This window comes from Paenibacillus prosopidis, assembly GCF_003337375.1.
Lineage (GTDB): Bacteria > Bacillota > Bacilli > Paenibacillales > Paenibacillaceae > Pristimantibacillus > Pristimantibacillus prosopidis.
Genome location: NZ_QPJD01000002.1, coordinates 336,292 through 356,485 on the forward strand (window position 1 = coordinate 336,292; position 20,194 = coordinate 356,485).

At 48.2% G+C, this 20,194-nt stretch carries 21 protein-coding genes and 1 riboswitch; of the genes, 1 reads left to right on the forward strand and 20 read right to left on the reverse strand.

The annotated features are described in order from the left end of the window. Positions 1–5: 5 nt before the first annotated feature. The 19 genes from DFP97_RS03885 to ald form a co-directional block, all read right to left on the reverse strand. Positions 6–1,238 carry a bifunctional 3,4-dihydroxy-2-butanone-4-phosphate synthase/GTP cyclohydrolase II gene (locus tag DFP97_RS03885; protein ID WP_114378654.1) on the reverse strand — a complete coding sequence of 411 codons (1,233 nt, stop codon included), beginning with the start codon at positions 1,236–1,238 and terminating at the stop codon, positions 6–8. Between the two features lie 299 nt (positions 1,239–1,537). Next, complete coding sequence (gene ribE / locus DFP97_RS03890; RefSeq protein ID WP_114378655.1) at positions 1,538–2,197, reverse strand: riboflavin synthase; 660 nt, start codon at positions 2,195–2,197, stop codon at positions 1,538–1,540. 74 nt (positions 2,198–2,271) lie between these two features. Then, positions 2,272–3,375 (reverse strand): bifunctional diaminohydroxyphosphoribosylaminopyrimidine deaminase/5-amino-6-(5-phosphoribosylamino)uracil reductase RibD, encoded by a 1,104-nt coding sequence (gene ribD, locus DFP97_RS03895; RefSeq protein WP_114378656.1) that lies wholly within the window; start codon positions 3,373–3,375, stop codon positions 2,272–2,274. A gap of 222 nt (positions 3,376–3,597) precedes the next feature. Next, positions 3,598–3,805, reverse strand: a riboswitch (FMN riboswitch). A 33-nt stretch (positions 3,806–3,838) separates the two neighbouring features. Continuing rightward, on the reverse strand, positions 3,839–4,270 hold the full coding sequence (locus DFP97_RS03900) for a peptidylprolyl isomerase (RefSeq protein ID WP_114378657.1): 432 nt from the start codon (positions 4,268–4,270) through the stop codon (positions 3,839–3,841). Positions 4,271–4,322: 52 nt separating this feature from the next. After that, on the reverse strand, positions 4,323–5,654 hold the full coding sequence (gene lysA / locus DFP97_RS03905) for a diaminopimelate decarboxylase (RefSeq protein WP_114378658.1): 1,332 nt from the start codon (positions 5,652–5,654) through the stop codon (positions 4,323–4,325). A gap of 133 nt (positions 5,655–5,787) precedes the next feature. Next, a complete protein-coding gene (locus tag DFP97_RS03910) occupies positions 5,788–7,434 on the reverse strand; it encodes a spore germination protein (protein ID WP_181873350.1) in 1,647 nt (548 codons plus the stop codon). A gap of 25 nt (positions 7,435–7,459) precedes the next feature. Then, positions 7,460–7,888 (reverse strand): stage V sporulation protein AB, encoded by a 429-nt coding sequence (locus DFP97_RS03915; protein ID WP_114378659.1) that lies wholly within the window; start codon positions 7,886–7,888, stop codon positions 7,460–7,462. Continuing rightward, positions 7,885–8,532: a stage V sporulation protein AA gene (locus DFP97_RS03920; protein ID WP_114378660.1), complete on the reverse strand. Its 648-nt coding sequence runs from the start codon at positions 8,530–8,532 to the stop codon at positions 7,885–7,887. The genes DFP97_RS03915 and DFP97_RS03920 overlap by 4 nt, the downstream gene beginning before the upstream one ends. Positions 8,533–8,646: 114 nt before the next feature. After that, entirely contained in the window at positions 8,647–9,402 is a 756-nt protein-coding gene (gene sigF / locus DFP97_RS03925) for an RNA polymerase sporulation sigma factor SigF (protein WP_114378661.1), read from the reverse strand. A gap of 19 nt (positions 9,403–9,421) precedes the next feature. Further along, positions 9,422–9,868 (reverse strand): anti-sigma F factor, encoded by a 447-nt coding sequence (gene spoIIAB, locus DFP97_RS03930; protein WP_114378662.1) that lies wholly within the window; start codon positions 9,866–9,868, stop codon positions 9,422–9,424. Further along, positions 9,865–10,218, reverse strand: a complete 354-nt coding sequence (gene spoIIAA, locus DFP97_RS03935; protein ID WP_114378663.1) for an anti-sigma F factor antagonist — start codon at positions 10,216–10,218, stop codon at positions 9,865–9,867. Before spoIIAA ends, spoIIAB begins: the two co-directional genes overlap by 4 nt. A gap of 244 nt (positions 10,219–10,462) precedes the next feature. Next, entirely contained in the window at positions 10,463–11,665 is a 1,203-nt protein-coding gene (locus DFP97_RS03940) for a D-alanyl-D-alanine carboxypeptidase family protein (RefSeq protein WP_114378664.1), read from the reverse strand. Positions 11,666–11,894: 229 nt separating this feature from the next. Then, positions 11,895–13,226: a pyrimidine-nucleoside phosphorylase gene (locus DFP97_RS03945; RefSeq protein WP_114378857.1), complete on the reverse strand. Its 1,332-nt coding sequence runs from the start codon at positions 13,224–13,226 to the stop codon at positions 11,895–11,897. Between the two features lie 25 nt (positions 13,227–13,251). After that, complete coding sequence (locus tag DFP97_RS03950) at positions 13,252–13,422, reverse strand: aspartyl-phosphate phosphatase Spo0E family protein (protein WP_114378665.1); 171 nt, start codon at positions 13,420–13,422, stop codon at positions 13,252–13,254. A 109-nt stretch (positions 13,423–13,531) separates the two neighbouring features. Then, complete coding sequence (locus tag DFP97_RS03955; protein ID WP_114378666.1) at positions 13,532–14,371, reverse strand: purine-nucleoside phosphorylase; 840 nt, start codon at positions 14,369–14,371, stop codon at positions 13,532–13,534. A gap of 65 nt (positions 14,372–14,436) precedes the next feature. Further along, on the reverse strand, positions 14,437–15,621 hold the full coding sequence (deoB, locus tag DFP97_RS03960) for a phosphopentomutase (protein ID WP_114378667.1): 1,185 nt from the start codon (positions 15,619–15,621) through the stop codon (positions 14,437–14,439). Between the two features lie 46 nt (positions 15,622–15,667). Continuing rightward, positions 15,668–16,558, reverse strand: a complete 891-nt coding sequence (gene xerD / locus DFP97_RS03965) for a site-specific tyrosine recombinase XerD (RefSeq protein WP_114378668.1) — start codon at positions 16,556–16,558, stop codon at positions 15,668–15,670. A 118-nt stretch (positions 16,559–16,676) separates the two neighbouring features. Beyond that, on the reverse strand, positions 16,677–16,910 hold the full coding sequence (locus DFP97_RS03970) for a DUF4227 family protein (RefSeq protein WP_114378669.1): 234 nt from the start codon (positions 16,908–16,910) through the stop codon (positions 16,677–16,679). Between the two features lie 78 nt (positions 16,911–16,988). Beyond that, positions 16,989–18,131 (reverse strand): alanine dehydrogenase, encoded by a 1,143-nt coding sequence (gene ald / locus DFP97_RS03975; RefSeq protein ID WP_114378670.1) that lies wholly within the window; start codon positions 18,129–18,131, stop codon positions 16,989–16,991. Between the two features lie 364 nt (positions 18,132–18,495). On the opposite strand from ald, the gene DFP97_RS03980 reads away from it, so the two are divergent. After that, positions 18,496–19,659, forward strand: coding sequence for a S8 family peptidase (locus tag DFP97_RS03980; RefSeq protein ID WP_114378671.1), 1,164 nt, complete (start codon positions 18,496–18,498; stop codon positions 19,657–19,659). A 49-nt stretch (positions 19,660–19,708) separates the two neighbouring features. Here the strand turns inward: DFP97_RS03980 and fur are convergent, their stop codons facing one another. Next, positions 19,709–20,182 carry a ferric iron uptake transcriptional regulator gene (gene fur / locus DFP97_RS03985; RefSeq protein ID WP_114378672.1) on the reverse strand — a complete coding sequence of 158 codons (474 nt, stop codon included), beginning with the start codon at positions 20,180–20,182 and terminating at the stop codon, positions 19,709–19,711. Between the last annotated feature and the right edge of the window lie 12 nt (positions 20,183–20,194).

Consider the following 20,194-nt stretch of genomic DNA (forward strand, 5'->3'; position numbering starts at 1 on the left):
ATTATTTAGATGTTATAGTCTTGATCTTCGAAACGCAGTAAATGCCCCAGCTTAGACTTTTTTGTACGTAAATAGCTGTTATTATCTTCATTAGCATCCATTTGAATCGGTACGCGCTCAACAACCTCTAACCCATAGCCCTCGAGACCTTTGATCTTACGCGGATTGTTCGTAAGTAAACGCATTTTGCGAATGCCAAGATCCTTCAAAATTTGCGCGCCTATTCCATAATCACGCAAATCGGCCGGAAAGCCCAGCTTTAAATTTGCGTCTACGGTATCAAAGCCCTGCTCCTGGAGCGCATAAGCCTTTAATTTGTTAATCAGCCCGATGCCTCTTCCTTCTTGGCGCATGTAGAGAAGTACGCCGCTGCCTTCCGCGTCGATCTGCTTTAATGCCGCTTCAAGCTGCGGTCCGCAATCGCAACGGTGCGAATGAAATACATCTCCGGTCAAGCATTCGGAGTGGACGCGTACTAGCATTGGACGCTCAGAATTAATTTCGCCCTTGACCAGCGCGACATGCTCCTTGTTGTCCACGATATTTGTGTAAGCGATCGCGCGGAAGGTACCAAAATCGGTTGGCAAATTGACGTCTACAGCTGGCTCAACCAGCTTTTCTTTCTCATTACGGTAATGAATGAGTTCTTGGATCGTAATCAGCTTTAGGTTGTGCTTTTGTTTGAAGACAATTAGATCCGGCAGCCTTGCCATCGTTCCATCTTCGTTAATGATTTCGCAAATAACGGCAGCTGGCTCTGAACCGCACATTCTGGCAAGGTCAATTGCCGCCTCCGTGTGACCGGCACGGCGAAGTACGCCTCCATCCTTTGCAATAAGCGGGAAGATATGACCCGGTCTGCGGAAATCCGAGGCTTTCGTCGTTGGATCGATCAATGCTTTGACCGTTTCGGAACGTTCGAAAGCAGATATGCCCGTAGTAGTTGCTACATAGTCAACGGATACCGTAAATGCCGTTCCATGGTAATCGGTATTGTGCGTAACCATTGGCGGCAAATCAAGCTCCTCAGCCCGCTCTTGCGTAATCGGAACACACACAAGTCCGCGAGCTTCTGAAATCATGAAATTAATGACCTCCGGCGTCGTTTTATCCGCTAGTGCTATCAGGTCACCCTCATTCTCGCGATCCTCGTCGTCCACGACAATAACCGGCTTCCCTAACATCAAATCATTTATTGCATCTTCAATCCGGTCAAATGGGATTTTATCTAGCTCCATATGGGTTTCCCTCCTTTGTGAGACAACCAAACCTTTGTAAGGCTTCTACCCAACCTTCAAAGGCTTATACCAAACCTTGAAAGGCCTCTACCTAAACCTTCAAAGGCTTCTATCCAAACCTTCAAAGGCTTTCGAACCCACCCAAACCCTCCCTTCCAAGGGAGGGCCCCAAGGACTGCGTCCTCTGGACACCTGCAATTGGAATAACGCGGGTGGTTAAGAGATGGTTATGTGATGCGTTTGCGGTTGATCGCTTTCGTCCCTGCGGGACACGCTTACTTTGGGTACGGTAAAAAAAATTATAAGAAGCCATTTTCCAATAGGAATGATGTTGTGAGCTTCGATTTGTTTGGTGCGGCTTCGGGTTGCTTGAAATGAAGCAGGTGATCGACGTATTTGCCGATGACGTCGCACTCGATATTGACAGTGTCGCCCGCATGCTTGTGCTGCAGGGCCGTTTGACTGAGCGTATGCGGAATGATCGAAACGGAAAAGGAATGAGCGGATGTGTCGACAACGGTAAGGCTTATTCCATCAATCGTGATAGACCCTTTTGGAATAACGTAACGAAGCATGCTTGGATCGTCCAGCTGAACCTTGAAGACGACGGCATTAGCATCTGTTTCGCGGGTGGATATTTGCCCAGTGCCGTCAATATGCCCTTGGACGATGTGGCCGCCGAAGCGTGACCCTGCCTGCATAGCTCGTTCTAAATTCACCCGTTCACCGGGACGAAGCTGGTGAAGGCTAGATTTGCGGTACGTTTCAGGCATAACGTCCGCCGCGAATGAGGAACGATCAAAAGCCGTCACCGTCAAGCAAACGCCGTTTACTGAAATGCTATCGCCAAGCATAACGCCTTCCGTTACATGCGTAGCCCCTATAACCAGGCGCATCGCTTCTCCCTGCTTCGTTATTCCTTTCATCTGTCCCACTTCTTCAACTAATCCGGTAAACATGAGCTTCCTCCTAAAAGGTTTTGCGAATGCAAAACCTACTTCGTAAGCATAAACCTAAGTTTGCGAATGCAAACTTACTTCGTATAGACGGGATATCCGGATACGCATATGTCGTCACCGGCCATCTCCACGTTCACTTGCTCGAGCTCGATGGCATCTGCCATTTTCTCGATGCCGTTGAATGTAAAAGTGCCGGGCGCCTCGACGCCACCGATAATTTTAGCAGCGTAATATAAAATAATTTTATCGATGAGACCTGCTTCCAGCATCGCACCGTTAAGCTGTCCGCCGCCTTCGAGCAGGATAGAGCCGATCTCGAACTCGCCAAGCTTCATCATCGCTTCGGTCAAGTCAACCTTAGCACCTGTACCGCATACGAAGACTTCAACCCCAGCTGCCTCCAGTGCTTGACGTTTGTCTTCAGCTGCCTGGCCCGACGTTAGAACAATTGTCCGAATCGATCGGTCCGTTACAACACGTGCGTTGAGCGGCAACCGCAACGAGGAGTCCACAATGATTCGAACCGGATCGATTGCCGGTACGGGGGCGCGTGTGTTCAATAATGGATCATCGGCAAGGACTGTACCGATCCCAACCATAATGGCCTCATGCTGATGGCGCAGCGTATGAACCTGTTCACGCGCCGCAGTCCCGGTAACCCAGCGGCTGTCGCCAGTGCGGGAAGCAATTTTGCCGTCAAGGGTACTTGCTGTTTTTAAAGTAACGAACGGTAATTTGGTCGTAATATATTTGTTGAACTTTTCGTTCATTTGCCGCGATTGCTGCTCAAGCACGCCTACAGTCACGTCAATTCCCTCTTCACGCAGCCTTGCTATTCCTCTTCCGGAAACCTGAGGGTTCGGATCGCCGCTTGCGACTACGACTCTAGCCGCTTTTGCAGCAATAATCCTTTCGCAGCAAGGCGGTGTTTTACCGAAATGGCTGCAAGGCTCTAACGTTACGTACACGGTCGCGCCTTCCGCTTCATCACCGGCCATCTGCAGCGCATGTACCTCGGCATGGCCGGTTCCGCGCTTCAGATGCGTTCCTATTCCGACGATTCTTCCTTCCTTCACGACCACGCAGCCGACGACAGGATTAATACCCGTCTGACCAGCAGCTTTTGCAGCTAACTCTAGCGCCAGCTTCATGTAATACTCATCATTTAAAATATCCAATAACAAAAACACCCCTATCGGCAAACTTACCGACAGGGGTGATGAAAGAAACGCAAGAGAACAACGACAAAACCGGATCAACATCGAGAGCATGAAATAACCGCTCCTTAAAAAACCGTAATAGCTACGGCACCGGTTTGTAAAGTACGCTAAAGAAACAAACCTATTACGCTTGTGAAATAAAACACAAACGAATAAGTATGAATATAATAGCTGTCGATGCATCTCCTTCTCCCATCCAGACTATACTGTCGGTCCCGGATTTACACCAGGTCCACCGTTCCAATTGATTTGTATTGGCTCATTGCCATAACTGATCAATTAGCCCGGGTCACGGACTGACGAGAAACGCAGGAAGTCCGGTTAACCGATCCTCCCTGCGCTCCCGATCACCGCCGGTTGGGAATTCCACCCTACCCCGAAGGAAAGCTGCACTTACATATTTATAGTAAGTATCTTACCATTAAACTTCGACAACTTCAACCTTTTCCATTTTGTCTCCGCCTTTGAATGCATCAACAAACTCCATACCCTTTGCCACTTTACCGAAAACGGTATGAGCGCCATCAAGATGCGGCTGTGGCGCGTAACCAATATAGAACTGGCTGCCGCCTGTGTTTCGACCAGCATGCGCCATAGCAAGTGAGCCGCGCTCATGCTTGTTCGGGTTAATTTCGCAGTTAATTGTGTAACCAGGACCGCCTGTACCAGTTCCTTTCGGGCATCCGCCTTGTGCGACGAATCCTGGGATGACACGGTGGAACGTTAGACCGTTATAGAAACCGTCATTAGCCAGCTTCTCGAAATTTGCTACTGTGTTCGGCGCGTCTTTATCAAATAAATCGATTACGACTTCTCCGCCGTTTGCTAGTGTAATTTTTGCTTGTTTTGCCATTGCTGCATCTACCTTTCTTTTTCCGAATAAGACTACGTTACCAATTTCGCCCTTATTTCGCAAGCGGTGATTTTTGAAGTCTTGCCGGAATGACGTCATTGCATACGATATTGTCAAGCGATTCACGTTTAACAGCCAGGTCAGCTTGACCGTCTTTTACGAAAACGACTGCCGGGCGGCGAATGCGGTTATAGTTGCTTGCCATTGCATAATTATAAGCACCTGTACAGAAAACTGCAAGAAGATCGCCGTTTTCAGCCTTAGGCAATTCGAGGTCCCAAATGAGCATGTCGCCGCTCTCGCAGCATTTGCCGGCTACAGATACCGTTTCTTCAATCGCATCATTAGCACGGTTAGCCAAAATCGCTTCATACTTGGATTGGTACAACGCTGGGCGGGGGTTGTCCGTCATACCGCCGTCAACAGCAATGTATTTGCGCACACCAGGAATATGTTTGCTTGTGCCGACCGTATACAAAGTCGTTCCTGCGTCTCCGACCATACTCCGGCCTGGCTCAACCCAAATTTCCGGAAGCGGAAACTCCGCATTCGTGAAATTCGTAATGATCGCTCCTGTAATTGCTGCTACGTACTCACTAATCGGCAGCGGAGTGTCACCTTCAACATAACGGATGCCAAAGCCGCCGCCGAGGTTGATTACTTTAAAAGTTAGTCCAAGCTCGTTACGGATGGCAACTGCAAAATCAGCTACCTTGTCCACTGCCATACGGAAGCCTTCCACCTCAAAAATTTGCGAACCGATGTGCGAGTGAACGCCTAATACGATAAGGTTTGGCAGCGCGAGCGCTTCTTGAATCGCCTGCTTCGCTGCACCGTTACCAAGGTCAAAGCCAAACTTCGAATCTTGTTGTCCAGTCGAAATGTAATCATGCGTATGGGCTTCAACACCTGGCGTGATGCGAAGCAAAATGTTTACTTTCTTGCCTTTGTCGCCAGCAAGCGCGTTCAATAGCTGTAATTCCATGAAGTTGTCGACAACGAAGCAGCCGATGCCTGCTTCAAGCGCCATATTAATTTCTTCAGGCGTTTTGTTGTTGCCATGGAAGTGGATGCGTTCAGCCGGGAAGCCGGCTTGCATAGCTGTGTAAAGCTCGCCATCAGATACAACGTCCAGCGATAGACCTTCTTGCTCAGCAATTGCGCACATAGCCATTACACTGAACGCTTTGCTTGCGTAAGCAACCTGGAATTTGAGTCCGGAAGCCTTGAAAGCTTCAATATACTCACTCGCACGTTGACGCACGAGAGCTTCATCCACAATATATAGCGGCGTGCCGTACTGATTTGCCAAATCAGCTACGTCGCAGCCGCCGATTTCCAAATGTCCGTTTGCATTAATTTTACTAGTTCCATGTAGGTACATCTATTTCCCCTCAGCTTTCTTCTATCTGCATACAGATAGAAAGGATAGAATTTGCATCAATAGCATCAGTATAACGCAATCTACCCGCCCAGCGAAATGGATAAATTCACATTTCATTTGCATTTTTTTGAACTTACTCCGTTTTGGGCAACTTATCGCGCTGCTGAGGACGTAAAATATTCGGCCGGTTTCGGTTACTAAGCACCGGCTTCCGAATGATAATGCCCCAAACCGCTTTTGCGTCAAAAGGAATGAGCGGCCACATATACGGACGATTAAATGAGCGCTCCATAATCAACATCAGCAAGATTGCAGTCGTAGCAATGACGAAACCAGGAACGCTAAACGCCGCTACCGAAACGATAAGGACAAGCCGCACGATTCGATTGGCAAGACCCAGCTCATAGCTCGGCGTCGTGAACATGCCTATTGCGGCAACCGCCATGTACAAAATAACTTCATTCACGAAAACACCGGTCTTTACTGCAATATCACCAATTAATATCGCTGCAACGAGTGACATTGCTGTTGCCAATGAGCTTGGCGTATGTACCGATGCCATCCGGAGCAAATCCACCCCGACCTCTGCTAGCAGGAACTGTACGACTAGCGGCAATTTACCTGGGTCGCTTGGTCCCAGAAACGCTAATGCTGGCGGCTTCAATTCGGGATGCATAACGAATAACAGCCAAAGCGGCAGCATAAACAGCGAGGCAAAAATACCAATAAATCTCACCCATCGCAAATAGGTGCCGATAAACGGCGTCTGGCGATTTTCCTCCGCGTGCTGGACTAAGTCGGTATACGTCGTCGGAACTGTCATTACGCTCGGTGAAGTGTCCACGAAAATGGCCACGCCTCCATCCAGCAATTGAACCGCAACGGTGTCTGGTCTTTCTGAATAACGTACCAGCGGAAACGGATTCCAGCCCCTTTTTACGGTAGCCTCTTCGAGCTGTTTATCGGCGAGCGGCAAACCATCCAGCTTTACCATCCCAATCTTTTCCTTGATGGATTTAAGCAGCTCTTTATCTACTAAGTCATTAATATAAGCGATACAAACGTCTGTTTTCGTCCGCTCGCCGATTTGCATCAGCTCATAACGGAGCTGGGGATCGCGCACCCGTCTGCGGACTAAGGAAATGTTGACCATCAATGTTTCGACAAAACCATCCCTTGCTCCACGAACCACCTTTTCCAGAGATGGCTCCTCCGGACCGCGGGCAGGGAAGTTTTTGGCATCGATCATAAGCACGCTTGGCTCTCCATCGATAAACAGCGCCGTACCGCCAGCGAGCACCCCTGTAAGCATCTTATTCCAATCATCGACTTTGCTCACTTGTGCGGCGGGCACGTACAAATCGAGAAAAGAATGAAGGGCGTGAGTCGACAAGTCCTCCGGATGCAAAAAGCTGAGCCGCTTCAGCACCTCGGTGAGCAAGGTGTCCTTCACGAGTCCGTTCATGCAAAGCATAGCTGTGCGCCGCTCGCCAAAGGTCATTTCCCTTACAACAACGTCAAAGCTTGTTTTGTAGCCAATTTCATGCTCTAAACGATTCAAGACAGCATCCAAATCTTTCGGGACCGCTTCTTCTTCCTGCTTACTGGAGGATTCAGATCTTCCCGTCTTTATCTTCAATTTTCTAGTGTTACTAAAATAGGATTCTCGCTTTACCGCTTCGCCCGACTCCTCGCGCTGCTGCTCCTCGGGCAGGCCTGAGTACGGATGCATAACATTTTTTCCCTCTTCATTCCCTTGCCCTGAATGTGAATCCCTCATATCCCATCACCTCATTCAAAGTGAACTACCATTGAAACACTAGCCAATCGAACAAAGAACCTAACGTTTTGCCAAGCACCATTGCCATGACAAGCGCAATCATGAAATCGGATAGATTCATCCGCTTTGCCAAAATCGGAAGCACGTTCATAACCTCCGTCAATGCGGCGGCAAGCATGCCGATAAACATGCCGTCGAACAAACCCGCTGCGCTCAAAAGGATACCCGGCGGCAAAGCGAATTTCCAATCCATAAAGTCAGTAAATGTCCAAAACAATGAGCCGCAAATAACGGCCGTCTCGAACCAAATCGACATGCGATAAGCGTTGGCAATTTGGGCTAACCGCGGGATGAGATCAAGCACGATGAGCAAAGCAACTAAGCCGCTGCCAACCGCCAACCCGCCTGCTAATCCAAGCATAGCAACAAATACATTTTCCAGCCCAGTAATCATGAGTCTCGCTCTTGCGTCTGGTCGTAATCCGACTTCTTGCGCATTTCGTCAGCAATCACGTACGCATTCACATTTTCTTGATACATATAAAGCTCCACCTCAAGCGGATTCGGCTCTTCATTGAATCGTTTGCGAAACATATGATTGAAGAACAGCACCATGCCAAGTCCGATCCCAAGCGAATACGGAATTTGAAACCATAGCGGATGATCGGTACGCTTACCCGTAATCAACTCGACAATCCGAATATGAACCTCCTTCATACTAACGTCAGTATGGAAATTCATGATAGCGAGTCCCGCTCCAAAAAACAGCAGAAGCCAAGCGAGGATGAGTACAGGTATGCGCGGCTTGACCGGCTTCTCCGACACCATGACCAGAACTTGCGGGTCGCCATATGCTTCAACCGTTAAATCCGGCTCTCTCTCCCTAATCGTCTTAACGATTTGCAGCAAATCGATAACGAAACGGTTCCCGTCGGATTTTTTGTGCTCATAAAGAATAAGCTGCTTCAGCTGCTTCTCGAGCAAATCATTGGCACCAAGCAAACGCGAAGCCTGACCTAAAGTGACGCGATGATTCGGCTTGATGTAAATTCGTTTTTTGAGACGCAGATAGAGGACCGAATGCTTTGATGTTTCCATCTGCCAGCTTCCCTTCTGCCTAAACTTTGGTGTTTGTTTCCCTTTTAGTATGAGAAAAGGTTGTTTCGGATACTCATGCAAGAAAAGGAAATAAACGGAAAAGACCAAACCGCCCTAAAGGGCGATCTGGTCTTTGATGGACTGCAATATTTTTTTCTCCAATCGTGAAACCTGCACCTGTGATATGCCCAGCCTGCTCGCTACCTCGGATTGCGTTTTGTCGCGGTAATAGCGCAAGTAAACGATCAGCCGTTCTCGTTCGCTAAGGCCCTCAATCGCTTCGACAAGCGCAAGCTTGTCAAACCAGCGTTCCTGCGATTCATCTGCAATTTGGTCCATTAGCGTTATCGGATCGCCGTCGTTCTCGAATACCGTTTCATGGATAGACGTAGGCGGCTTGTTCGCTTCTTGAGCAAAAACGACATCCTCCGGCGTAATGCCAAGCCGATCCGCTACCTCGGAAATGGTAGGCAGCCGCCCTAACGTTTTCGATAGCTCATCCTTCATTTTACGCACCTTATTGGCGGTTTCCTTAAGGGATCTGCTTACCTTCAACGTACCGTCATCACGTAAAAACCTTTGGATTTCCCCAATAATCATCGGTACCGCATAAGTCGAAAATTTCACATCATAGGACAAATCGAATTTGTCTACTGATTTGAGCAATCCGATACAACCGATTTGGAACAAATCCTCGGGTTCATAACCCCGATTTATGAACCGTTGAACGACTGACCAAACGAGCCGTATATTGCACTGAACGAGTGTATCCCTTGCTAGCGTGTCACCGGATTGGCTTAACGCAATGAGCCGCTTAACTTCCGCATCATCCAAGTATGGCTGGGCCGTTTGCTTCAAATCGATATCCATGAGGTTCAACCCCTATGCGCTAATTGTAAAGCGCTTTTTTCGATTCGATTCGTTTCAGCATAGCTACGCGGGTTCCGCCGCCAACCATACTTGAAACCTCGAAACGGTCCATAAAGTTTTCCATAATCGTGAAGCCCATTCCAGAGCGCTCTAGCTCAGGCTTTGAGGTATAGAGAGGCTGCCTTGCCAGCTCCAAGTCCTCGATGCCCCGACCGTTATCCGACACCGTAATCGAAACAGAATCACCCTCGATTCTCGCCTCGATCGAAACCTTGCAAGAAGGATCGCTTTCATAACCGTGAATAATCGCGTTCGTAACCGCTTCAGACACCGCCGTCTTCAAATCATTCAGCTCCTCCAATGTCGGATCGAGCTGAGACACAAATGCAGCGACCGCTATTCGTGCGAAAGCTTCGTTTTCCGAGCGGGCGCTGAAGGAAAGCGTCATTTCATTCGATCCATTCATGACACCACCTCCAAACTGGAAATTGCGGAACGTTCATTCTCGTGAATCGTCAAAATTTTGAACAGACCCGAAAGCTCAAACAAACGATGTACATTCGGATTGACGTCGCAGACGACCATTTTGCCGCCTTTGCTCTTCACCTGCTTGTACCTGCCCAGAATGACGCCAAGACCGGAGCTGTCCATAAACTGCAGTTCCTTCAAGCTGAGGATGACATGATCGCTGCTCCCCCGAAGAATGGCCTCCTCCATTTTAAAGCGGACTACATCAGCCGTATGATGATCCAGCTCACCTCGAAGACGTACGATCAGCACATTGCGGTAATGCTCCAATTCTGCTTGCAGACTCATTAAGCTGTTCATCTCCTCTAGGTTTTTTCAAAATATAAGAAAGGATAAATATCATATTTATACCTTGCTTATATTCCACCGTGAAACGTTTGCTGAACGGACTGATCGTGTTCAGACGTTTACACTTGCCGAGATAGAACTAGCAATTCTCCAAAATGGTGACCGTTTCCTGCAAGCCGACAAAACTAGAAGCATACCGCTATCAGCTGACAAAATACGAGCCGCCTCAGCCGGACTTATAACCTTACGTAAACAAGCCCGAGAACGAACGCTTGAGCAATCTCCACCAGCCGGCACGCTCAACCGATAACGGTGCATCGACATCAAACTCCTTCAGCACCTGATTGCCCTGATAAACAACGAGTTTGCCGATTGGCTGGCCGATCTGAATAGGAGCTTTCAAAGTTCCATTTATTTTAAGCTCATAACGAATATCCTTCGTTTGGCTGCCTTTTTTGAGAAGTACGCTATAAGAATGCTTCGCAACAAGCGGCAGTTCAGGCGCTACCCCTTTCTCGATCTTCAGCGTACCCATCGATTCGCCTTCTTTTATAATCGAGTGGTTCATGTACTGTGCAAACGTATAATCGAACATTTGTGATACTTCCGCATTTCTTGTCTTCGTGTCCGGTTCACCCATAACGACGGCTATGACCCGCATATTATCGCGCTTAGCCGTTGCCGATAAACAATATTTAGCCTCACTCGTATAGCCTGTTTTCAAACCGTCAGCTCCATTATAAAAACGAACCAGCTTGTTCGTATTTACGAGCCAGAACGGCTTCTCTGACGTTTTGCGCAAGTAATCTTGATATAATCCGGTATATTTTGTCACCTCGGAATGTTTGAGCAGCTCTTTAGACATAACGGCTATATCATGCGCTGATGTAAAATGATTCGCCACCGGCAAGCCGTTTGGATTGGCAAACTGCGTATCCATCATTCCGAGCTGGTGCGCACGCTCATTCATCTGCGCGACGAATTGCTGCTCCGTTCCTGCCAGCTTCTCAGCCATTGCGACGGAAGCATCGTTACCCGAAGCAAGCGCAATCCCTTTGATCATATCGTCGACGGTCATTTCTTCGCCCGGCTCGAGAAAAATTTGCGATCCGCCCATCGATGCCGCATACTCGCTCGTTTGTACCTTGTCCGACAATTTGATTTTCCCGTCATCAAGCGCCTCCATAATAAGAAGCAGCGTCATAATTTTAGTAATACTCGCTGGCGGCAGCTTATCATGGCTGTTCTTTTCGTAAATGACCGTACCGCTGTCCGCGTCCATCAGGATCGCTGAGCGAGCCGAAGGGGCTAAATTAGCTGCAGGCGTTTGATTCGGAGCAGGAGCAGGTGCCGGGGTTGGCTCGACAGCAGCGAACACAGCCGTAGGCAGTGATAGCGCGAATGCGAGAAAGAGTATACATAGCTTGAAAGAACGATTTTTCAACAGTTTTCCCTCCTAAAAGATTTGTTTTGTGAAGCAAAATACAATTGCGGCACAATTCGGTTATATTTTCCTTTTCAGTGTTGACTAGATAAATGAAAATTATTCCATCATTAGCAGATTGCTATAACAATAGAGTTTAATAAAAACATAAAGAGCCATCACAATTGTGACGGCTCTTTAAAATGTAGCAATTAGCTTTTCTTATTGGTACAGATGAACGATACAGGTCCCCTTAAATGTAACGGGTAATGCCTTCAGATGTTACGACAGAAAGCAATAAAGCGCGGGGCTCCGGTTTTTCTGCGTTTAATGCATACGCGCTGCGTACGCGATCAGCAACATTGCGGGTAGTCTCGCTAGATTCCCGGACGTGAAGCAGCGCAAGCGTGTCTCCTGCTTGGACCGAATCCCCTACCTTTTTACGAAGCGTTACGCCTACTGCATAATCAATAGAAGCCTCCTTCGTCGCTCTGCCCGCTCCCAGGAGCATAGCCGCCAGACCGAGCTGTTCTGCTTCAATGGCTTCTACAAACCCTGAACCTTCCGCTTTCACTTCAATCGTTATTGGAGCTTGCGGAAGCCTCGCTGGATCATCCGCTACGGAAGCGTCGCCGCCCTGCGCATCAACGAATGCTTTAAACTTTGCGAGAGCTTCTCCGTTATTAATTTGTCCGCGAAGCAGTTCTTTCGCCGCTTCTACGGAATCAGCCTTGCCGCCGAGGACGACCATGTGCGCACCTAACGTCAAACATAGCTCCGTCAAGTCTTCAGGGCCGTTACCTTTAAGCGTTTCAATGGATTCCTGAACCTCTAAGGCATTCCCGACCGCAAAGCCAAGCGGTTGATCCATATCGCTGATGACAGCAGCCGTGTTACGGCCGACGTCCGTACCGATATCGACCATCGCTTTAGCAAGCTGCTCCGATTGCTCCAGCGTCTTCATGAACGCGCCGCTGCCCGTTTTCACATCAAGCACGATTGCATCTGCGCCTGCTGCGATTTTCTTACTCATTACAGAGCTTGCGATGAGCGGAATTGACTCTACGGTTGCTGTCACGTCGCGCAAAGCGTACAGCTTCTTGTCCGCAGGCGCCAAGTTGCCGCTTTGACCGATGACCGCTAGTCCAATCTCATTTACTTGCGTCATAAACCTCTCACGCGATAGCTCGGTTCGAAAGCCTTCAATTGACTCAAGCTTGTCGATGGTTCCGCCGGTATGGCCTAAGCCGCGACCAGACATTTTCGCAACGGGAATACCTACTGAAGCGACTAAAGGAGCAATAATTAATGTGGTTTTGTCGCCTACTCCACCTGTACTATGCTTATCTACTTTGACCCCGCTGATTGGTCCAAGATCGACCTGGTCTCCTGAATTAGCCATTGCAAGAGTAAGCGCGGCTGTTTCCCTAGGTGTCATCCCTCGAAAAAACACAGCCATTGCCCACGCTGACATTTGGTAATCCGGAATGTCGCCGCGAGAATAACCGTCTATCAAATACGTTAATTCGGAGGCGGTCAGCTCGCCGCCATCTCTCTTCTTCTGAATAAGATCTACCGACCGCATGTTTCCCTCCTCTTTCGCTTCGCTGTTAATTAGCACGCGACAGCGCTCGATGCTCCTCCTGCACCTGAATGATGATTTTATCCAACGACTGACTTAATGAAATTACATCACGATGCAGAAGGTTTTGCTTCAATAGGGCAGTTTCTACCATCTTGTTACGCAACTGCTCCATCTGTAAGTGTAATTGCTTGTCCATTTATCGTCCACTCCATCTTTCTTTAATCATGGACATTATACGACGATATGGAAAAAAAACACTGTCACATTGAGTCGACTGGATTATTACAATTGTGTTACAAAAAACCTTACATGGCAGCAATTAAAGCGGTAACAAGTCCCAGAAATTGGGACTTTACACGTTCAGTCGTCTCCATCACTTCAGCATGCGACAACGGCTGGTCCAATATACCTGCGGCCATATTGCTAATGCACGAAATTCCGACAACCTCGATTCCCGAATGACGCGCGGCGATAACTTCAGCAACGGTTGACATTCCGACAGCATCAGCCCCAAGCACGCGAAGCATTCGAATTTCTGCAGGCGTCTCATATGATGGTCCGAGCAAACCGACATATACCCCTTCGCGAAGCGTAAATCCTTGGCTCAGGGCGATGTCGCGAGCAATCGTACGCAGACGCTTGCTATATGCTTCCGACATATCAGGGAAACGAACGCCTAGATCATCATCATTCGGACCGATCAACGGGTTTTTGCCAGTCAAATTAATATGATCGGAAATGAGCATCAAATTGCCTGCTTCGTAATCGGCATTAATGCCTCCAGCAGCATTTGTAACGAGCAAGGTCTTAACTCCCAGCGCCTTCATGACACGAACGGGGAAAGCAGTTAGCTCCGGTCCATAGCCTTCATACATGTGAAAACGTCCACGCATCAGTATAACGATTCTACCCGAAAGCGTGCCGATAAGGAGCTCGCCCGCATGGCCTTCAACCGTCGAGACCGGAAAGTGTGGAATGTCATGATACTGAATGGTGATTGCATTTTCCAAATAGTCTCCGAGCACGCCTAGACCTGAGCCCATAATGAGTCCAATTTCAGGCTTCTGGGATGTTTGCTCCTCAATATATTTTGCTGCTTCTTTTATGTGTGTAGCTGTGAGTCCTGCCGTCGTTATAGCACTCATGCGTATTCCTCCTAAAATGAAATGGTATTTCGAACGCTTCATCTGCCCGGAGCTTAATTCCAAGCTTAACCGATGATTAAATCTGACAAAAAGCTAGTACCGTTTGGCGGAGCCATTACACCGAAATTATGTGCGATAGTGGCGCCTAAATCCGAGAAGGTCGACCGCAAAGCCATTTCTCCGGTTTTTTTAAACGAAGGACTAAACATTAAAAGCGGTACATATTCGCGTGTGTGATCCGTTCCGGCATGTACCGGATCATTGCCGTGGTCTGCTGTGACGATGAGCAAATCCCGTTCGCTAAGCTGCTGCTCCAATTCTGGAACGGCACGATCAAATTCCTCTAAAGCTGCCGCATATCCTTCAGGATCACGGCGATGACCATACAATGAATCGAAATCAACTAAATTGGTGAACACGAGCCCTTTGAAAGGCTGCTTGAGCTGCTCAATCGTTTTTTCAATTCCATCCGTGTTGCTTTTTGTGGGATTCGAAGCCGTGATACCTTCTCCATCAAAAATATCGTTGATTTTACCAATCGCAATCGTATCAAAGCCTGCATCCTTTAGAGCGTTCAACACAGTAGGCTGCGGCGGTTTAACCGCATAATCATGACGGTTCGGCGTCCGTTTGAAAGCACCCGGCTTACCCGTATAGGGTCTGGCAATGACACGGCCGACCGTAAACCGCTCATCCATTGTTAGTTCTCTCGCAATTTCGCAAGCACGGTAGAGCTCCTCCAGCGGGATAATGTCCTCATGCGCTGCAATTTGAAACACGCTGTCAGCTGACGTATATACAATCCAAGCACCGCTCTCCATTTGCTCCTCTCCGAGCTCATCGAGAATTTCCGTTCCGCTTGCCGGCTTATTACCGATTACTTTGCGCCCTGTGCGCTCCTCGAACGGAATGATCAGTTCAGGCGGAAATCCTTCCGGATACGTTTGGAAAGGCACGGTCATTCTCAGACCCATCAGCTCCCAGTGACCGGTCATCGTATCCTTCCCGACTGATACTTCAGCCATTTTGCCATAATAAGCGGCTGCTGGTTCGCTTGATGTGCTCCAATTGCTGATTGGCGCTATACGGTCAAGCCCCCATCTTCTTAAATTCGGCAGCTGTATGTGAGGCACTTTCTCAACGATATGCCCAAGCGTATGCGAGCCAAGGTCACCGAATGCTTCTGCATCGGGCAGCTCGCCTATCCCAACACTGTCCAGAACGATAACTGCAATACGATCAAATTTCATATGTATGACTTCCTTCCCTGTAGGTGGTTGCTTGGGTGCGTGACCGCTACGCGCGTGGATGCGCTTTGCTGTAAGCATCCTTCATTCGCATTTTAGATGCCTGCGTATATTTGAGTGTCGTTGCGATGTCCGCATGACCCAGCAGCTCCTGAACTGCCCGGATACCCGCCCCGTTGTCGAGCAAATGAGCAGCAACCGAATGCCGGAGCGTGTGAGGCGTAATATCCTCCTGGATGCCGGCTTCCTTCGCATATTTCTTTATCGTCTTCCAAAAGCCCTGTCTTGTCAATCTTGTGCCTAAATGATTGAGAAACAATGCCGATTCAGATTCTCTTTGAGTCAATAATTCATCTCTTCCTGACTGCAAATAGTCCGCGACAGCTTCCGCAGCCAACCGGCCGAAGGGAACGATTCTCTCCTTTAGTCCGGCACCAATACATTGAACAAATCCCAGCTGCAAATTGATGTTTTCCATATTTAACGACACAAGCTCCGATACCCTTATACCTGTCGCATATAGAAGCTCCAGCATGGCCTTATCCCGTTTCCCGGTCGGACTGCTGCCGCTAGGCGTTTCGAGAAGCTTGCTTGTCGCAGCAACGCTTAATATACTTGGCAGCTTCTTCTCCTGCTTAGGCGACTCCATATAAATGGATGGATTTTGGATAATGATGCCTTCAATGGACAAATAGTGGAAAAAAGCGCGGAGCGAGACAATATGTCGCGATAACGTTGCTGCCTTCCTTCCCTGTTCCTTCAAATGCAGCAAATATCTTGAAATATGATGTCTCTGCACAGCGGCCAGTCCACTCAGCCCCTGCGCCTCAAGGTAGGAAATAAATTGAACCAAATCCCGTTCATAGGAAGCTAACGTATTCGCGGACAACCTGCGTTCCACCTGTAAGTAATGAAAATATTGATTCAAATGAGCTTTCATCGGACTTTCCCTTCACTTTCACACGATACTGATGAACTTATTCTACAAAAAGATTCAACATTCGACTGATAATATCCTGCTAGCCTCCGTGAATCTGTGCATCGTGCACAAATCATGTTTACTCGCCGTACCAATAAAACCATCGAAGCCGGTCAGCTGCATTTCCACTGTCCGGCGAATCTGGATCCGTTACAAAAACTTTTAATGCGTCGCCTTTGGGCTCCCGATAAGGATGCACGGGTGAAATCGCGTCGGCAAGCCAGCGGTACCCTCCCGTAACCGTGAAGAGCAATATCATAAAAACAACCAAAAATACGATGCGGCTCGTCCACTTTCGAATCGAAAAAACCATTCGCACCAACCTCCTTTATCATTACGATACCGGTGTCCATCCGTATCACCATATGAGGAGGCCGATGCGAATATACCTTTAAGGCTGCAAACGATCATACGGGATACTGTCCAGCCATTTTTCTAACGGCGTGTAAGGCAATCCGGTCGCAGCCGCAACCGGCTCATATGTTACCTTGCCCGCATGCGTATTCACACCTTTTTGTAGAGGGATGCTCTTGCGTACAGCTTCCATCCCGTGATTTGCTAAATCCAATGCGTAGGTCATCGTGACGTTCGTTAGTGCAAAGGTTGATGTGCGCGGTACGGCTCCCGGAATATTCGCAACCGCATAATGGACGACACCATGTTTAATATAAATAGGATCCTTATGGGTGGTCGGTCGGTCCACTGTTGCGATGGAGCCGCCCTGGTCGACCGCTACATCAACGATAACTGAGCCTTTCTTCATCGTTTGGACCATTTGCTCCGTTACCAAATGCGGAGCACGCGCCCCCGGTATAAGAACTGCGCCTATTAACAAATCCGCTTTGACGACTGCTTCTGCGATATGGTATTGACTTGACATAAGCGTCCGGATTCTACCGTCGAACACATCATCCAAATACCGCATCCGATCAGCGCTTCTTTCCAATATAACCACATTCGCACCCATTCCAAGCGCAATTTTCGCTGCGTTTGTACCGACGATCCCGCCGCCAATGATCACAACCTCTGCAGGCTGAACGCCTGGCACACCTCCAAGCAGCACACCTCTCCCGCCGTTAAAAGCTTCCAAAAATTGAGCGCCCACCTGAACGGACATCCGTCCCGCAACCTCACTCATAGGCGTTAATAGCGGTAAACTGCCATTTGCGAGTTGAATGGTTTCATAAGCGATTGCTGTTACTCCTTTATCAACTAAAGCTTTCGTTAAGTCAGGCGCTGCTGCCAGATGTAAATACGTAAACAACAAAATGCCTTCGCGGAAATAGCCAAATTCCTCTGCAAGCGGCTCCTTCACTTTCATGATCATATCCGCTCTTGCCCAGACCTCCGCAGCTGTGTTTACTATTTCAGCGCCTTCTCGTTCATAGTCGCTATCCTCGAAGCCGCTGCCATTACCCGCGTCTGCCTCTATGAGCACTTTATGTCCAGCTGCTGCCAGCATCGTTACTCCGGCAGGTGTCAAGGCGACGCGGTACTCGCTCTGCTTGATCTCTTTTGGAACTCCGACAATCATGACCATTCTCCTCCTAAAAGTGCTGTATAGTAAAGCTTTCGTCACAAGCGTAAACGGCTGTCGCCCTTAGAAAGGCGCAGCTTACGTTTCGCGATGAAATATAAGGTTGTTTATAAGTTGAGCTTATAAATTCTTATATTTTAAAACATGCGCTTTCTATGATGTATGAGCAGTCAGGACAGAATGATCGTCCTTAAGCGTACTTTTTTGCGGTGAAATAGAAGCCTTATATAAATAAACTTCGAATTTATACTTTGTTATATTTCAAAAAATATGTGCGCAGCTGGCAGTTACCCATACGCAATAACTGCCTCCCCCATACACTGAAATAGCTTTACACCTGATAAGGGAGGCTCAACAACCATTGTCAAAGCTCGAAACGATGTTCAGCAGCTGTGCCGCGTGCAGACCTTCCAGACATACCTTCCGCAAACTAATTACTCTTAAGTCCAAACGCTCCTACATGCGCTGTTTAAAACAATTAAAATCGTTAGACATCAATCCTTACAAAACGGTACCGAGCAGCCTTGTGATTGGATGCCATTTTGACAAACGCTCAGCATGGCGCTCTTTAGCGAAGCATCCTCTAATAAAGCTTGTAGAAAAAGATTACAAAATTCGCGCTCACGATCTAAAAGTGAATACGGCAAAAATAAGCCGTGGCCGTTCACAGCCATTGCTAACTCAGGCTTCGACCTCGGTTTCAGGATTAATCACTTGGAATATTAACCGGGTTAAAGCTCCGCAAGCATGGTCAACCACACGCGGCAAATCGATAAAGGTAGCTGTTATTGATTCGGGAATTGCCAAACATCCCCATCTAAGTATTGCTGGTGGCATTAATACGATTGATGGTGGATCTTACTATGACGATAATGGGCACGGCACCCACGTTGCAGGTATCGTATCCGCTATCGGCATAGCAGGGAATGTGACAGGAACAGCTCCGGAGGTCGATTTGTACGCGGTTAAAGCGCTCGATAAGAACGGCGATGGTTATGTATCGGATATTGTTGAAGGAATCGATTGGTGTATATCAAATCGGATGCACGTCATTAATATGAGCTTCGGTCTGCTCGGCACAGAGAGCAGCGGCACCTTGCACAATGCGGTACGGCGTGCGTATAGGCAAGGAATTGTCATTGTTGCATCCGCAGGCAACTCTGGAAAATCAAGCGGGAAAATAGACGAGCCTGCTTCTTTTTCGGAGACTATTGCAGTCGCCGCATCTACTCGTTCGAATAGAATCGCCAGCTTCAGCAGCAGAGGCAAAGGAATCGGATTGACCGCTCCTGGTCAAAATATATTATCAACCTGGCTGAATCAAAAGTATATTAAGCTATCCGGCACGAGTATGTCTGCTCCGCATGTTGCAGGCGGTGCGGCGTTGCTCCTTGCCGGCAAATCAGGCCTAAGTCCTTCAGCGGTGAAAATAAAACTTCGCAGACGAGCGAAAAAACTGAAAGGCTTTGGCATACGTTCCCAAGGAGCCGGTTTAATGCAGCTGGATAAGATTTTTAACGCATAAAAAGGCCAAAACGGCTTTGCCATCCAGTTATGCTGGGCAGCAAAGCCGTTTATAATTGATTTCCATTTGGTTTCGCGATGTCATTTTTTTCTTTGCAGCGACGGCAAACGCCTTGAAAATCAAGCCGATGGTCGATTACAAAGAACCCATATTCCTGCTCAAGCCGTTCTTCTAATGGCAAAAGCCAATCTTCTTTAATTTCATCCATTGAGCCACATTGTACACATATTAAGTGATGATGATGATGCTTGTTACTATCCGTACGCAAATCGTACCTTGCAACCCCATCGCCGAAATTCAACTTTTCGACAACGTGCATTTCGCTGAGCAATTCCAATGTCCGATAGACCGTTGCAAGTCCGATTTCCGGGGCTTTATCCTTTACTAGCATAAATACATCTTCAGCGCTTAGGTGGTCGTCTTCATTCTCAAGCAAAACTCGAACCGTTGCTTCACGCTGCGGGGTTAATTTGTAGCCCTGCGACTGCAACTGTTGTTTGATCTTCTCAATCCGGGCTTCCATGATTTCCCCCCT

Excerpts from the sequence above, each read along its gene's own strand:
- DFP97_RS03885 (WP_114378654.1), bottom strand. The coding sequence starts at position 1,238 with ATGGAGCTAGATAAAATCCCATTTGACCGGATTGAAGATGCAATAAAT.
- ribE (WP_114378655.1), bottom strand. The coding sequence starts at position 2,197 with ATGTTTACCGGATTAGTTGAAGAAGTGGGACAGATGAAAGGAATAACG.
- DFP97_RS03900 (WP_114378657.1), bottom strand. The coding sequence starts at position 4,270 with ATGGCAAAACAAGCAAAAATTACACTAGCAAACGGCGGAGAAGTCGTA.
- lysA (WP_114378658.1), bottom strand. The coding sequence starts at position 5,654 with ATGTACCTACATGGAACTAGTAAAATTAATGCAAACGGACATTTGGAA.
- DFP97_RS03910 (WP_181873350.1), bottom strand. The coding sequence starts at position 7,434 with ATGAGGGATTCACATTCAGGGCAAGGGAATGAAGAGGGAAAAAATGTT.
- DFP97_RS03915 (WP_114378659.1), bottom strand. The coding sequence starts at position 7,888 with ATGATTACTGGGCTGGAAAATGTATTTGTTGCTATGCTTGGATTAGCA.
- DFP97_RS03920 (WP_114378660.1), bottom strand. The coding sequence starts at position 8,532 with ATGGAAACATCAAAGCATTCGGTCCTCTATCTGCGTCTCAAAAAACGA.
- sigF (WP_114378661.1), bottom strand. The coding sequence starts at position 9,402 with ATGGATATCGATTTGAAGCAAACGGCCCAGCCATACTTGGATGATGCG.
- spoIIAB (WP_114378662.1), bottom strand. The coding sequence starts at position 9,868 with ATGAATGGATCGAATGAAATGACGCTTTCCTTCAGCGCCCGCTCGGAA.
- spoIIAA (WP_114378663.1), bottom strand. The coding sequence starts at position 10,218 with ATGAGTCTGCAAGCAGAATTGGAGCATTACCGCAATGTGCTGATCGTA.
- DFP97_RS03945 (WP_114378857.1), bottom strand. The coding sequence starts at position 13,226 with ATGCGGTCGGTAGATCTTATTCAGAAGAAGAGAGATGGCGGCGAGCTG.
- DFP97_RS03950 (WP_114378665.1), bottom strand. The coding sequence starts at position 13,422 with ATGGACAAGCAATTACACTTACAGATGGAGCAGTTGCGTAACAAGATG.
- DFP97_RS03955 (WP_114378666.1), bottom strand. The coding sequence starts at position 14,371 with ATGAGTGCTATAACGACGGCAGGACTCACAGCTACACACATAAAAGAA.
- deoB (WP_114378667.1), bottom strand. The coding sequence starts at position 15,621 with ATGAAATTTGATCGTATTGCAGTTATCGTTCTGGACAGTGTTGGGATA.
- xerD (WP_114378668.1), bottom strand. The coding sequence starts at position 16,558 with ATGAAAGCTCATTTGAATCAATATTTTCATTACTTACAGGTGGAACGC.
- DFP97_RS03970 (WP_114378669.1), bottom strand. The coding sequence starts at position 16,910 with ATGGTTTTTTCGATTCGAAAGTGGACGAGCCGCATCGTATTTTTGGTT.
- ald (WP_114378670.1), bottom strand. The coding sequence starts at position 18,131 with ATGATTGTCGGAGTTCCAAAAGAGATCAAGCAGAGCGAGTACCGCGTC.
- fur (WP_114378672.1), bottom strand. The coding sequence starts at position 20,182 with ATGGAAGCCCGGATTGAGAAGATCAAACAACAGTTGCAGTCGCAGGGC.